Below are 14,385 nucleotides of genomic sequence, written 5' to 3'. Positions count from 1 at the left end.
TGCATGGTTTTTTTATTTTTTAATATATGATTATTCAAGTATTTTTTATGAAAAGATTAAGAGCAAAGAATGTTTAAAGGCATTATGTTGTCAGTCATTGCATCGGTGACCTTTGGCGTATTGTATTTCTATACCCAGTTGTTAACTGGACTAGACAGTGAGCAGACCTTTGGTTGGCGGATGTTGGCGACTTTGCCATTTTTGACCTTATTGATGTGGTTATTGGGCGATTTAGGGCATATTAAAACCATTTATCAACGAATCATTGCGCGACCTGCATTTCTGTTGTTGTTGATTTTGTCTTCAGTGTTAACGTCAGTTCAGCTCTGGTTGTTTTTGTGGGGGCCAATGAATGGACGCGGTTTACAGGTTTCGCTTGGATATTTCTTATTGCCTTTGGTTTTGGTGTTAAGTGGCAGTTTGTTTTATGGTGAGAAGCTTTCTAAATTTCAGATTGTGGCTGTAACGCTTGCTGTGATTGGCGTAAGCCACGAAGTTTTTCGCTTAGGTTCTATTGCATGGGAAACCGCATTGGTGGCTTTTGGCTATTCAGCGTATTTTTTATTGCGTAAAAAAATTGGGACAGACAACTTGGGTGGTTTTTGGTGGGATATCGTGATCATCTTACCGATTGCTGTATTTTTTATTCAAAAAGGCGAGGGTTCTTTGGCGCTTATACAACAGCAGCCAGTGATGTTGTTGGTGGTATTTGGGCTTGGTATCTTGAGTGCAGTCGGTTTGGGAAGCTATATTTTAGCCAGTCGTTTTTTACCTATGATTCTGTTTGGTTTACTGAGCTATTTAGAACCGATTTTATTGGCCTTGGCGTCTTTACTGTTAGGGGAGAAAATTACACCGCAGGAATGGTACACCTATATTCCCATTTGGTGCGCAGTATTGTTGTTAGTGATTGAAGGAAGTTGGCATCTTTATCAACAACGCAGACATGCATTGGCCTTAGAACGAAATGTGCAGAACTATGAGCAACGGTTAACAAAGAAGTAATAAGTTATTGATTCAGTGTGCTTATTGTGCAATGAAAGCAAACAAAAAACTTCAGTGGGCTGCAAAAGCAAAGTGCTTTAAAGTTGGAGGTTTTGATTAAAAACAATACCAAAAGTCTATTTTTGTGCTTTAAAGATGAAATGATAGATAAAATTAAAATAAAAAATTATAAGTATTTTATAAATTTATAGTGAATATCATCGAAAATATGCGCTTCTCTCGCAGCTTTTGATTCAATCTTGATGATAATTCCTTTACAATTATGGGGTTTTAAAATTCACGCCTAGAAAATATTCATTAGAGGACGTATTTGTGAGCAAAGACACTATCATCGCCCTACACGCAGAACACCATGGTCGTTGGAAAAACCGCGAAGAAATCGCGGAACACATGATTGCTTTAATTGGGCAGTTATACCGCGAAAAAAATATTGTCGTTTCTGTTTACGGTCGTTCTTTAATCAACCGCTCTGTGATTCAGATTTTAAAATCACACCGCCGTACACGCATGTTGGATGTTGAATTATCTGTTGTAAATACATTCCCAATCTTGGAAGCTTTGGCAAAAGTTGAAAACATTGGTTCAGCAGAAGTTGATATCGGTAAACTTGCGGTTGAATACAAAGAAAAAGGCGGCGATATTGATGCATTTGTTGCACAAGCTGTTGAATCAATCAAAGGTAATGCAACGTCTGAACAACCAAAAGATGTCGTGTTGTACGGTTTTGGTCGTATCGGTCGTATTTTGGCGCGTTTAATTATTAGTCAATCTGGTTTGGGACGTGGCTTAAGCCTGAAAGCGATTGTGGTACGTAAATCTTCTGACGGTGACTTGGCGAAACGTGCATCTTTGTTACGCCGTGACTCTATTCATGGAACTTTTGCTGGTACTATCTCTGTTGATGAAGAAAATGAAGCCATTATTGCAAATGGTAACTACATCAAAGTCATTTACGCTTCTAGCCCTAGCGAAGTGGACTATACTCAGTATGGAATCAACAACGCACTTTTAATTGATAACACAGGGAAATGGCGTGATGCAGAAGGTCTGAGCCAGCATCTAAAATGCCCGGGTGTTGCTCGTGTAGTATTAACAGCACCAAGCAAAGGCGAAATGAAAAACGTGGTATTCGGTGTTAACCATACCGATATCCTTGATGAAGATAAAATCATTTCTGCTGCAAGCTGTACCACCAATGCAATTACCCCAATTTTGAAAGTTCTGGATGAAAAGTATCACGTATTGAATGGTCACGTTGAAACTGTTCACTCATTTACCAATGACCAAAACTTGATTGATAACTATCACAAAGCGGATCGTCGTGGTCGTGCTGCAACCTTGAACATGGTTATTACTGAAACAGGTGCTGCGAAAGCCGTAGCGAAAGCACTTCCTCAGTTAAAGGGTAAATTGACAGGTAACTCTGTTCGTGTACCAACACCAAACGTTTCTTTGGCCATTTTAAACCTGACTTTAGATAAAGACATTGATCGTGAAGAAGTGAACGAATATATTCGCCAGATTTCGATCAACTCTAATCTTCAAGGTCAAATTGGTTATACCAACTCGACTGAAGTGGTTTCAAGTGACTTTATTGGTTCACGTACTGCGGGTGTTTTTGATGCGCAAGCGACAATTACTTCTGGTAACCGTTTAACTGCCTATGTTTGGTATGACAATGAAGTCGGTTATAGCTGTCAGGTGTTACGTATTGCTGAGCAAATGTGTGGCGTGAGCTATCCAAAAGTTCCAGCGGAAACCAACGCTTAAACTTTTTACTGCAAAAGTTTCAAAAAAGCTCAGTTTCGACTGAGCTTTTTTACAAACGATACAAAACCGATGCTGAATATTTTACAAATTATGTGAACACTAGGAGCTTAGGAAAATTAAGACAGTTACTAAGGATAGATCATTGCAAGTCAAACATATGCTCAGCGGATTGGCATTTATTGTATTGGCAACACTGATAGGTGTCAGTGTTGCCATTTGGGTTTTTAAACATTTTAATATTTATATCCCACTAAAAGATCAAGCCGTCAATATTGATTTACAAGAGCCTTTACAGGCAAAGGTTAAAATTCAGGATGCTCTGGATGTAGATGTGACTGGGCGAGTCAATGCATCCATTCCGATTAAAGAAAACCTGAATATACCTTTAACTCAGACGCTGACTCCGCGTGTTTATTTTGATAATCAGGTGCCGATTAAAACCACTATTCCTGTCAAGGAAATTTTAAAGGTCAATCAGGATTTACCGATTGATACCAAAGTACAGGTCAAAGTATTAGGGAAGGACATTACCTTACCTTTAAAAGGAACTATTCCAATCAAACTCAATGTTCCAATTGATGTTCAGGTTCCATTAGAACAAAAAGTACATCTTAAATTTGATGCACCTGTACGTACTGTTTTAAAAGAAAATCTTAATATTCCACTCGATACTACACTCAAAACCAATATTCCCATCAGTGGTCATTTGAATGTACCTATTGAAACAGCACTTGCAGCTTCGGTGGATGTACAAAATACTTTACCGATTAAAATCCAGCAGGGTGAACTGAAAATTCCACTTTCGAGTGTTCGACTTCAACAAGCAGGTAACGCTCAGCCATCGACTGCTATTCCATCAGCTCAAAAGGAATAGCCCATGTGGATTTTTGCATCGGCTAAAAGAGCGATCATCACTTTTTTAAGTATCGTGATACTGGTGGCTGTTTTATTCTGGTTGTATCTTAATATTCAGGCCTCAGTTGCGGTTTCTTCTCATCATGCTCAAATTCATTTGCCAGAGTCCCTCCCGACCAAAATTCACGTGGGTAATTATCTGGAGGCACGTTCGATAGGTCAGTTAGACACCACCATTGATGTCAACAGAGAGTTAGCTGTGCCATTACGTGGTAAGTATCTTGCCAATTTAAGCTTTGAGGTAGAAACCCCGATTACAGTGGATATTGACTACTCAACCATGCTGAAAGTTGATGAAAGCATGTCGCTCGAAACCACGACGGACTTGATTTACCAAAACAAATTATTGCCCAAATTTCCTTTAAATTTAGAAATTCCTGTTCGACTGGATGTTCCATTCAATCTTAAGCGACGTTATACCTTACCTGTAAAAATTGCATTTAGCGGTCCTGTTTATTTTGAATTTAATGAACCACTTGATTTGCATGTAAAGCATCAATTTAAACCGACTTTAGATATTAATGATCCGATGACGATGCGTAAAATTGCGACATTTAATGCCATCATGTACAACGAAGTTCAAAATACACAAGCTAATCTTGAAATGAAGATGCAATTGCCTTTAAAAAATGTAAGACCCTAATTTTTCTATAGTGATAGAAAATTTCAGTATTAACTTTACAATAGAATTTCTTGAGCTGTTGATAAACCTTAAAGGTGGTACAGAAAATGAAAAAATATTTGTATTGTTTTTTGCTGGCTATGGCGGTGATTCCAACGTATAGCCATTCAGCAGCATACGATCTTCAACAAGTCATGCAAGATCGTTATGAGAAGGATTGTGCCATTCGGGATAATTACGATTTATATGAATTTCCAAATATTGCCAAAGTGCTTAGACCTTATGTGATTAAGAATAAATTTGTAGAAGAACAGGCTTATGTGAGCAATACGTTCTTTTTAAAAAATGTTGAATATAAAGGTATTCCAGTGAAGAGCATCGAATTTTCTTATGGAAATATGGCAAAGCAAACCAATCAAACTCTTTACTTTGATTTATCAACGGCTAAGGCACAACATAACTTTGCAAAAATCAAATTCAATTTTAAGCAACCGAAACAATCTGCTGGACTTGATATTGAGAAAAAGGGCAAATTTGCAACCGTGCAATGTTATTGGTCAGATGTTAATTTTACCAACCAATAAGCAATCCTTTTAAATAAGTCAGTTTGTTGCTTTTTCTATTCGAGAAATCTATTAAAATATGGCAGAATAGGCGGTTTTTAGAGATTTCAGAGGATTGGCACATGCGCTTTGTTGATGAAGCAGTCATTACCGTAGAGGCTGGCGACGGTGGCAATGGCGTAGCCAGTTTTCGCCGTGAAAAATTTGTACCTTTCGGTGGGCCTGATGGCGGCGATGGCGGTCGTGGTGGCAGCGTATATATTCAGGCAGATGACGACACCAGTACATTGGTTGACTATCGTTATACCCGTAAATTCCGCGCAGAACGTGGTAAAAATGGTTCAGGTGCGAACTGTTCAGGGCGTGGCGGTGAAGATGTAATATTAAAAGTTCCAGTAGGAACCACCATTGTTGATACCGATTCAGGCGATATTATTGGTGATTTGGTCAAAGACGGTCAGCGTGTTTTAGTTGCAAATGGCGGTGATGGTGGTTTGGGGAATACCCATTTTAAATCATCAACTAACCGTGCACCGCGTAAATTTACCACTGGGGTAAAAGGCGAATTTCGTGAAATTCGTTTAGAGTTAAAAGTACTCGCCGATGTGGGTTTACTCGGTATGCCGAATGCAGGTAAATCAACCTTTATTCGTGCGGTGAGTGCGGCTAAACCGAAAGTAGCGGATTATCCATTTACTACGATGGTGCCGAATTTGGGCGTGGTCGATGCCGATCGTCATCGTTCATTTGTAATGGCAGATATTCCGGGGCTTATTGAAGGTGCAGCAGAAGGTGCAGGCCTTGGGATTCGCTTCCTGAAGCATTTGGCGCGTACTCGTATTTTATTGCATATTGTGGATGTACAACCGATTGATGGTTCAGATCCCGCGCATAATGCCAGAGCGATTATTGCTGAACTGGAAAAATTCTCTCCAACATTGGCAAAACTTCCAATTGTCTTAGTACTTAATAAACTGGATCAACTGGACGAAGACAGTCGTGACGAATGGTGTCAGCATATTCTTGATGAGTTGCAGTGGACAGGGCCAGTATTTAAAACCTCGGGTTTATTGGAAGAAGGCACTAAACCTGTGGTGTATTACCTCATGGATCAAATTGAACAACAACGCGAGCGCGAAGTTGAAGATCCCGAATATGCAGCAGAAGTCAAAGCATTCCGTGAACAGCTTGAAGCTGAAACGCGTGAACAAACCATTGCGGCAAAAGAAGCTTATCGTGCTATGCGTCGGGCGCAACGTCTGGAAGGCTTGCTGGCAGGTGAAGATGATGACGACTTTGATGACGAAGATGATGATAACGATGTAGAAAGTATCTATGTACGTGACTAACATGCGTCATTAGATTTTTCACAAACCCCTTTAATTCCTTCTGTGAAGTGATTGTTCGCTTCGCAACAGGGAAAATAATTTGAGGAAAACATGATAGAAGTGGTGGATGGGCAACGTCAGCTCAATGAGTGTAAACGAATCGTTGTTAAAATCGGATCATCGCTACTCACAGCAAACGGGCAGGGTTTAGATTTAGATGCTATTTCGCATTGGGCAATGCAAATTGCCGATCTACACGCAGCTGGACACGAAATTATATTAGTGTCATCGGGTGCTGTTGCAGAAGGCATGGTTCGAATGAAGCTGTCAAGCCGACCCACTGATCTACCCAGTTTACAAGCCTGTGCTGCCATTGGGCAAATGGGTTTGATTCATACTTGGTCTAGCGTACTTGAAAAGCATGGTATACAGACTGCACAGGTGTTACTAACGCATGATGATTTGGCAGATCGCCGTCGTTATTTAAACTCATGTGATGCTTTACAAAATTTGATCGACTGGCGTGTGATTCCCGTGATCAATGAAAATGATACAGTGTCTACTGATGAAATTCGTTTTGGTGATAATGATACGCTGGCTGCCATGGTGGCGGGACAGGTACATGCTGAACTGCTGATTATTTTAACGGATCAGCAAGGGATGTTTGATTCTGATCCACGCAGTAACCCAAATGCCAAATTATTTAGTGAAGTTAGAGCACTGGATGATGCCTTGTTTGACATGGCTGGTGGAGGCGGAGTACTTGGACGTGGTGGAATGCTGACCAAGGTTCGGGCAGCTCGTCTTGCGGCTAAAGCAGGTTGTCCTACACTGATTGCCAGTGGTGAAAGTGATCGTGTTTTGTCACGTTTAATGGCGGGTGAAATGCTGGGCACTTTATTTACAACAGATAAAGACAGAATGACTGCGCATCAGCAATGGTTAGCGGCACATTTACAAACCGCGGGGCGTTTAATTATTGATGATGGTGCTGTTGAAGCGATTAAAGAACGGCATCGTAGTTTGTTACCTGTGGGAGTGAAAGCAGTTGAAGGCCATTTTGATCGTGGCGATGTGGTTGAATGTGTCGATAAATCGGGTAAACGTATTGCAGTTGGACGTGTTAATTTTAGTTCGCAATCTGCTGATATCATTAAGGGCTTAGCCTCAGATAAAGTTTATCAAGTTCTGGGTGAAGCGCGTTCTCTGGAAATGATTCATCGCAATCATATGGCGATTTATTAACGCAAACCCGCAATGTGATACTCTGATTGAAAAGCTTGAACTGTAAGGGTTTAAGCTTTTTTTATATGTGCCAGACTGACTAAAGTTATTTTACTACTTCTGATTTTGAGGTTAAAAGTAAGTTCAACTGTACTGAAAAATTATAATAAATAACAGTATTGAGCTCTTCTAGGCAGATTTTATAGGTGTGATCTTTAAAATTGATTGGACAAAAAAATGGCTACTTTATAGTAGCCATTTTTAGATCTAGTCCGATTAATTGGATTAGCTTTGCTGAATACCAGCGACCAACCAATCTTGAGTCGAACCTGCAGGTTTAACAAAATGCCAAATTTCAGAGAACGGTTGTGGAAGGCTATTTAAGTCTTCACTCACAGTACCTGTAAAACGAACACTGACCACATATTGACCATTTTCAGTTGCACTATCGACCACCATCGCATTTAAGTTACTAAACTCTGCAACATCTTGATCCTGATTGGACATGATGTCTTGATGCATAGACGCATAAAGTTCTGGGGTTAAATAACGACGAATTTCTTCAATATTGCTTGCAGAATTTACTGATTGAATATGGTTAAAACGCTGACGAGCAATTCTTAAGAATGTAGCAGGTTCAGTTCCGTCTGGAAGCTGATTGCCACTGTTGGTATAGGCGTTGCCAAAAGGTGCAGAAGTAGGAGCAGCTTGGTTACTACCACCTACATTCTGACCAAAAATATTGGTATTGTCACTCGTGCCAGAACGTATTGTTGCAGTGTTCTGCGCAAACGGTGATGAACCACCCGCATTATTCGGTGCGTATGGATTATTTGTGGCTAATTTTTTTTTTGCACTAAATTTACGAAAAATAAAGAATGCAGCAGCGGCGGCAAGAATAATCCATAACCAGCCAAAACTACTCTTTTTCTCTTCCTGTGCCTGAGCTTGTGCAGCATCTTGTTGGGTTGCCTGTTGCTCAGGTGAATTTGAATGTCGATCATCTGCTAGCGCATTTGCTGCAACTGCACCCACAGCTGCACCTGCAACACCTGCTGCAACCATAGAACCTACACCCGGACCAGAACGCTGTGGAGCAGCACCAGCAGTAGGAGCAGCTTGTTGCGCTGGAGTTGTTTGCCGTGGTTGTTGATAAGATTGGCTAGGTGCGGCTGACCGCGACATTCCGTGGCTCTTGCCACCACCTGCACGTTTTGCTTCAGCAAGTGGGGCAACAACTAAAGCTGCCATCATGATGCCTGCTAATAAGCCACGCTGTCGTACTTCCATCGAAAATTCCTATATAAAAAATCAATTTACCCTTGTATTTATGCAGCCTTTTTAAGGGAATTTCAATATTTAATACATATTTTTTTATGTCAAAACATATCTCTGCTCTTAAACCAATTCATCACTGAGTTGCAAAGCCTCACTCAATGCTTCGTGTAAACGTGCAACAGCAATAATTTGCACACCTGCAATCGATTTTTGTGGCGCATTTCCACGCGGTAAAATGACATACTTGAATCCATGTTTTGCGGCTTCTTTGAGGCGTTCTTGTCCATTTGGTACAGGGCGAATTTCGCCAGAAAGTCCGACTTCACCAAATACAGCAAGCTGTTGTGGCAAAGCTTTGCCGCGTAAGCTTGAGGCACAGGCCAAAAGCACCGCTAAGTCTGAGCCAGTTTCGGTAATTTTTAAGCCACCTACCACATTCACGTACACATCCTGTCCCGAGGTTTGTACCCCCCCATGACGATGCATGACTGCAAGAAGCATATTCAAGCGATTTTGTTCCAGACCTAATGCAACGCGACGTGGTTGACCATGAGCATCATCGACCAGTGCCTGAACTTCGACCAAAAGCGGACGTGTTCCTTCACGGCTAATCATGACAATTGAACCGGGAATCGCTTCATCGTAACGACTTAAAAAAATCGCGGATGGATTGGCGACTTCACGTAATCCTTTATCGGTCATGCCAAAAACGCCCAATTCATTGACCGCACCAAAACGGTTTTTGACTGCGCGAATCATGCGGTAACGTGAATCGGACTGCCCTTCAAAATACAACACACAATCGACCATATGTTCAAGCACACGTGGACCAGCCAAAGCACCTTCTTTGGTCACATGACCGACGATAAAGAGCGCCGTTCCGCTATGTTTGGCAAAACGAGTCAGTAGGGCGGCAGATTCACGAATTTGTGAAACTCCACCGGGCGCAGATTGTAGGGTTTCGGTATATAAGGTTTGAATCGAATCTAAAATAGCTACCGCAGGGCGTTCATGTGCTAATACTTCACAAATTCGCTCAACACAGGTTTCCGCCATGACTTTCAATTGATCTGTGGGTAAATCCAGTCGCTGGGCGCGTAAAGCAACCTGTGATAGAGATTCTTCTCCAGTCACATAGAGTGCAGTACTTTTGGCATTTGCCATATAGGTTGCGGTTTGTAGCAAAATGGTGGATTTACCAATACCGGGGTCACCGCCAATTAAAACCACAGAACCGGTGACCAGTCCGCCACCCAAAACCCGATCAAATTCACCAATTCCAGTTGCCAAACGAGTTTCATTGGAAACCGAAATTTTATTAAGCGTTGTTACTGCTGTGGTTTGACCTGCATATCCACCTAACTGTGGTTTGGCACGATGTGCACTCACAGGTTCCAGACGAACTTCGGTCAAGGTATTCCACTCACCACATTCTGAACATTGACCTGCCCATTTAGGGTGATCTGCACCACATTGTTCACAGCGATAAACGGTTTTGACTTTGCTCATATTCGGTGCATCTGCAAATAAAATGAATCAGGGCAATGTAACAATTGAGGACTTTAAATACAAATTTTGCCTGAAAATATCGCCAAAAAACAAATTGGCACGTAAACTGCAATCTCAGGGATCATGTCAAAACGTAAAAACGGAGTATGTATGTCTAAAAAAACATCTTATAGGTGCCTGATTTAACAAATATGAGGCAATAAGTGAAAAAAACTATTTTGTTTTAATGGTTTTGAGCTAATTTAAAAACACAAAATTTGAGAGTTTAAAAAAACAATGTCAAACGAAAATTTTGGTTCACATTCTGGAGAAGGTGAACTGTCACGCAGTTTATCGAATCGCCATTTACAATTAATTGCAATTGGTGGCGCGATTGGTACAGGTTTATTCATGGGATCAGGCAAAACCATTAGCTTGGCTGGTCCTTCGATTCTGTTTATTTATGGTTTGATTGGCATCATGGTATTTTTCGTGATGCGGGCACTGGGTGAATTGCTGCTTTCAAACCTTAACTATAAATCTTTCATTGACTTATCGACCGATCTGATTGGTCCTTGGGCAGGTTATTTTGTTGGCTGGACCTATTGGCTGTGTTGGGTCACCATTGGAATTGCGGACTTATCTGCCATTATTTACTATCTGGAATTCTTTAATGGAGGGGTGTCATTCTCGCCATTAGGTGGTTTGCTCATCAGTATTGTTGCCATTTTATTTGTACTTGGCTTGAATCTGGTCACGGTCAAATTATTTGGTGAAATGGAATTCTGGTTTGCCATGGTAAAAATCACCGCGATTATTGTTTTAATTTTGGTGGGCTTGTGGATGATTTTTACAGGCTTTACCAATGCAACAGGTACAACCGCAAGCGTTTCCAATCTATGGACACATGGCGGCTTTTTCCCTAAAGGGCTGGATGGTTTTCTGGCAGGTTTCCAGATTGCAATTTTTGCTTTTGTGGGTGTAGAGCTAGTGGGGACGACTGCGGCTGAAACTCAGGATCCGAAACGTAATTTACCAAAAGCGATTAACTCGATTCCAATTCGTATTATCATTTTCTACGTTTTAGCATTATTTGTCGTAATGTGTGTGACACCATGGGATCAAATCAATCCTAAAGTCAGTCCATTTGTGAATATCTTCTCACAAGCAGGTATTGCTTCAGCTGCAATCATTATGAATCTGGTGGTACTGTCTTCAGTGATGTCATCGATGAACAGTGGGGTATTCTCGACCAGTCGTATGTTATTTGGTTTATCGACAGATCGAAAAGCACCAAAACTATTTGCGATGTTGTCTAAGTCAGCGGTTCCAGCCAAAGCACTTATTTTCTCTTCTATCTGCATCTTTATTGGTGCGTTTGTTCAGTTCATTTATAAAGTACAAACAGGTACCAATGATGAAGTGACTGCGTTTACCTTGGCAACGACCTTGTCGACCATTTTGTTCATCTGTGTGTGGATTATTATTATGTGGAGTTATATCAACTACCGCAAGAATAGACCTGAACTCCATGAGCAATCGATCTTCAAATTACCGGGCGGTGTGTTTACCTGTTGGGTGGTGATTATATTCTTCCTTGCAACGATTTATTTCCTTGCTTTAGATGAAACTACGCTGGAATCATTAAAAGTCAGCCCAATCTGGTTTGTTATTCTTGCGATTGGCTATTTCTTTGCTAAAAAGAAATAGGCTTCAATAAATCCAAAGAACGTCAGTATAAACTGGCGTTTTTTTATGTTTGCACTTTAGCTGCTGTGTTGATCACGCTATACTGCTCCGAATTGTAAAAGTTCGGTGTTCAGATGCTTAAAGTCATTTGCTCTATCAGTTTATTCGTGAGCGGTATTGCGCTTACGGCATGCGGTCAGTCTGGTGCATTGCAGTTGCCGTCTGATCCAAATTATGACAAGCGTGCCAAATATTTACTTTACTCCTCAAAAGATGCTGAGCAACAAGCACAGCAACATGCGAATGAGGCAAAAGAAAAAGCTTCAGCTTCAGAACCAGCTACATCCCCTTAACGTCTCAAAGATAAGGATACATTCATGAGTTTCTCCCGCATTCAAGGGATATTGCATGCTGAGCAATGTTCACTGCTTCAGCTTGCCCAGCAGTTTGGCACACCGTTATATGTGTATTCAAAAGCCGCTTTTGAAAAACATTATCTGGATATGGATCGTGCATTTGATTTTATCGATCATCAAATCTGCTTTGCGGTAAAGTCAAACTCAAACCTTGCGGTATTGAATGTATTAGCCAAGCTTGGGGCAGGTTTTGATATCGTCACTGGTGGTGAACTTGCGCGTGTATTAGCCGCAGGTGGAGATCCTGCCAAAATCGTATTTTCTGGTTTAGGAAAGTCAGAAGCAGATATTGAAAAAGCATTGCAGGTTGGTATTGCTTGTTTCAATGTCGAGTCTTATGCAGAATTGGATCGGATTCAAAAAGTTGCTGCCAAACTTGGCAAAAAAGCACCAATTTCATTGCGCGTCAATCCAGATGTCGATGCTAAAACGCATCCTTATATATCAACTGGATTGAAAGAAAATAAATTTGGTATTCCAAGTGATACCGTCTATGAAACTTATCAATACGCGGCATCTTTGTCTAATCTGGATGTGGTTGGTATAGATTGTCATATTGGTTCGCAACTGACAGAAACCAAACCTTTTGTGGATGCTTTAGATCGTGTCATGGTCATGATCGATGAGTTGAAAACACTGGGGATTAACCTCAAACATATTGATATCGGTGGTGGTTTGGGTGTTTGCTATAAAGATGAAACGCCGCCAACTGCTGCAGAATATGCCCATGCCTTAAAGCCTGCACTGCAAAAATTGGGCTTGAAAGTGTATATGGAACCAGGGCGTAGTATCAGTGCCAATGCAGGTGTACTGCTCACCAAAGTAGATTTACTTAAACCGACCAATCATCGTAATTTTGCGATTATTGATGCAGCCATGAATGATTTAATTCGTCCATCTTTATATGAAGCATGGATGGATATCCAGTCGGTTGATGCCAATAGCGACGTCGAAGAAAAAGCATGGGATATCGTAGGTGCAATCTGTGAAACTGGTGATTTTCTAGGTAAAGACCGCACGTTGGCATTAAAAGAAAATGATGTATTGGCAGTGTTGGGTGCAGGTGCTTATGGTTTTGTGATGAGTTCAAACTATAATAGCCGTGGTCGTGCGGCTGAAGTGATGGTCAATGCAGATAAAGCTTACGTGATTCGTGAACGTGAAACCATTGAATCATTGTGGGATAAAGAGCGTTTATTGCCTGAGGAGTAAAACATGTTGCTTGAATTTACAAAAATGCATGGTTTGGGCAATGATTTTGTCGTCATTGATCTGATTAGCCAACGAGCATATCTGGATACCACCACAATTCAACGCATGGCAGATCGTCACTTTGGCATTGGTTTTGATCAATTGTTGATTGTTGAACCGCCTGATTTTCCAAATGCTGATTTTAAATATCGTATTTTTAATGCAGATGGTTCTGAAGTCGAGCAATGCGGTAATGGTGTGCGTTGTTTTGCGCGTTTTGTCCATGATCGCCAACTCACCAATAAAACCAAAATTAAGGTGCAAACCAAAGCGGGTATCGTTGAGCCTGAACTTGGGCCAAATGGATTGGTTCGGGTCAATATGGGTTTGCCGAAATTTGCCCCAAATGAAATTCCTTTTGTTACTGAGGAGTTTGAAGCGCTGTATACTCTTGAACTTGCCAATGATCAAAGCTTAAAAATTGATGTGGTGAATATGGGTAATCCGCATGCGGTTACCATTGTGACAGATGTCTTAACAGCAGATGTCGCAACTATTGGCCCTCAAGTTGAATCTCATGCGCGTTTCCCACAACGTGTCAATGCAGGTTTTATGCAAATCCTTGATGAAAAACATGTACGCCTACGTGTTTTTGAGCGTGGTGTTGGTGAAACCTTGGCATGTGGTACAGGGGCGTGTGCCGCAGCCGTGAGTGGTATGCGCCGTGGTTTACTTGCTAATGAAGTTGAGGTTGAGCTTGCGGGTGGTAAGCTACAAATCGCTTGGCGTGAAGGTGAAGTGGTCTGGATGACTGGACCGACAGCAACGGTGTATGAAGGCCGTCTGGATTTACGTTATTTTCAAAGCTGATGTGCATTAGATCATCATCAAAACAC

At 41.2% G+C, this 14,385-nt stretch carries 13 protein-coding genes; 11 read left to right on the top strand and 2 right to left on the bottom strand.

From position 1 onward, the window contains the following. Positions 1–69 precede the first annotated feature (69 nt). The 7 genes from rarD (at position 70) to proB (ending at position 7,448) form a co-directional block, all read left to right on the top strand. Entirely contained in the window at positions 70–1,005 is a 936-nt protein-coding gene (gene rarD / locus E0D95_RS06375) for an EamA family transporter RarD (RefSeq protein ID WP_130803104.1), read from the top strand. A gap of 312 nt (positions 1,006–1,317) precedes the next feature. Further along, positions 1,318–2,775 (top strand): glyceraldehyde-3-phosphate dehydrogenase, encoded by a 1,458-nt coding sequence (locus E0D95_RS06370; RefSeq protein WP_130803103.1) that lies wholly within the window; start codon positions 1,318–1,320, stop codon positions 2,773–2,775. A 157-nt stretch (positions 2,776–2,932) separates the two neighbouring features. Next, positions 2,933–3,649 (top strand): MFS transporter, encoded by a 717-nt coding sequence (locus E0D95_RS06365; RefSeq protein ID WP_130804846.1) that lies wholly within the window; start codon positions 2,933–2,935, stop codon positions 3,647–3,649. A gap of 9 nt (positions 3,650–3,658) precedes the next feature. Then, entirely contained in the window at positions 3,659–4,333 is a 675-nt protein-coding gene (locus tag E0D95_RS06360; RefSeq protein WP_213073709.1) for a hypothetical protein, read from the top strand. Between the two features lie 86 nt (positions 4,334–4,419). Then, positions 4,420–4,896, top strand: coding sequence for a hypothetical protein (locus E0D95_RS06355; protein ID WP_130803101.1), 477 nt, complete (start codon positions 4,420–4,422; stop codon positions 4,894–4,896). A gap of 101 nt (positions 4,897–4,997) precedes the next feature. Further along, entirely contained in the window at positions 4,998–6,224 is a 1,227-nt protein-coding gene (cgtA, locus tag E0D95_RS06350) for an Obg family GTPase CgtA (RefSeq protein WP_130803100.1), read from the top strand. A 90-nt stretch (positions 6,225–6,314) separates the two neighbouring features. Beyond that, positions 6,315–7,448 carry a glutamate 5-kinase gene (proB, locus tag E0D95_RS06345; protein WP_130803099.1) on the top strand — a complete coding sequence of 378 codons (1,134 nt, stop codon included), beginning with the start codon at positions 6,315–6,317 and terminating at the stop codon, positions 7,446–7,448. A 264-nt stretch (positions 7,449–7,712) separates the two neighbouring features. Here proB and E0D95_RS06340 read toward each other — a convergent pair whose 3' ends face one another. Both E0D95_RS06340 and radA read right to left on the bottom strand, forming a co-directional pair. Further along, on the bottom strand, positions 7,713–8,717 hold the full coding sequence (locus E0D95_RS06340; protein WP_130803098.1) for a Tim44 domain-containing protein: 1,005 nt from the start codon (positions 8,715–8,717) through the stop codon (positions 7,713–7,715). 108 nt (positions 8,718–8,825) lie between these two features. After that, entirely contained in the window at positions 8,826–10,214 is a 1,389-nt protein-coding gene (gene radA, locus E0D95_RS06335) for a DNA repair protein RadA (protein WP_130803097.1), read from the bottom strand. A gap of 276 nt (positions 10,215–10,490) precedes the next feature. On the opposite strand from radA, the gene E0D95_RS06330 reads away from it, so the two are divergent. From E0D95_RS06330 to dapF, 4 genes are all read left to right on the top strand, one after another. Continuing rightward, the gene (locus E0D95_RS06330) at positions 10,491–11,903 is read left to right on the top strand and encodes an amino acid permease (RefSeq protein ID WP_130803096.1); all 1,413 of its coding nucleotides are present in this window, start codon (positions 10,491–10,493) and stop codon (positions 11,901–11,903) included. Positions 11,904–12,016: 113 nt separating this feature from the next. Further along, positions 12,017–12,235: an LPS translocon maturation chaperone LptM gene (gene lptM / locus E0D95_RS06325; protein WP_130803095.1), complete on the top strand. Its 219-nt coding sequence runs from the start codon at positions 12,017–12,019 to the stop codon at positions 12,233–12,235. A gap of 24 nt (positions 12,236–12,259) precedes the next feature. After that, positions 12,260–13,510: a diaminopimelate decarboxylase gene (lysA, locus tag E0D95_RS06320; RefSeq protein WP_130803094.1), complete on the top strand. Its 1,251-nt coding sequence runs from the start codon at positions 12,260–12,262 to the stop codon at positions 13,508–13,510. A 3-nt stretch (positions 13,511–13,513) separates the two neighbouring features. Then, complete coding sequence (gene dapF / locus E0D95_RS06315) at positions 13,514–14,359, top strand: diaminopimelate epimerase (RefSeq protein WP_130803093.1); 846 nt, start codon at positions 13,514–13,516, stop codon at positions 14,357–14,359. Positions 14,360–14,385 lie beyond the last annotated feature (26 nt).

The organism is Acinetobacter ihumii (genome assembly GCF_900625095.1).
GTDB lineage: Bacteria > Pseudomonadota > Gammaproteobacteria > Pseudomonadales > Moraxellaceae > Acinetobacter > Acinetobacter ihumii.
The sequence above is the reverse complement of the archived record's forward strand: the minus strand, read 5'-3'. Positions and strand labels throughout refer to the sequence as shown.